At 29.4% G+C, this 391-nt stretch carries 1 protein-coding gene; it reads left to right on the top strand.

Going from position 1 to position 391, the window contains the following annotated elements; all coding sequences use genetic code 11:
- A partial coding sequence (locus L21TH_RS14610; protein WP_034429902.1) for a hypothetical protein occupies positions 1–363 on the top strand: 363 nt, incomplete at its 5' end.
- Positions 364–391 lie beyond the last annotated feature (28 nt).

Genomic DNA, 391 nt, shown 5'->3' with positions numbered 1-391 from the left:
AGAAAAGAGCGAGAAGAATGTATAGGAAAAATATATGAAGTTAAAGCTGATATTCAAAATATAAATACTACTTTAAAAGAGTGGGAAGATAGGTATTTAGGATACGACAAAATAGTAGATGAAATGATAGATATAAGAAGTGAAATAAGAATAAAAGAAAATGAATTAGAGAAGCTTGCTCCATTACCGGAAGAATTCCAGTCACCTAATGAGTTTAAAAAATATCTATCAAATAAAGCTAAGGAACTAGAAAATATTAATGAAGAATATGAGCAATATAAAGAGCAATACTATGAATTAGAAAGACAACTACCAGATTTCACATTCGAAGAATTCAGAAGTTTCGCATCTAAAAGATTTTAATGGGCGCTAGCCCTCAAGAATAGATTGT

The sequence above is a fragment of the Caldisalinibacter kiritimatiensis genome, from assembly GCF_000387765.1.
Lineage (GTDB): Bacteria > Bacillota > Clostridia > Tissierellales > Caldisalinibacteraceae > Caldisalinibacter > Caldisalinibacter kiritimatiensis.
This window is presented reverse-complemented; position numbering and strand designations above follow the sequence as displayed.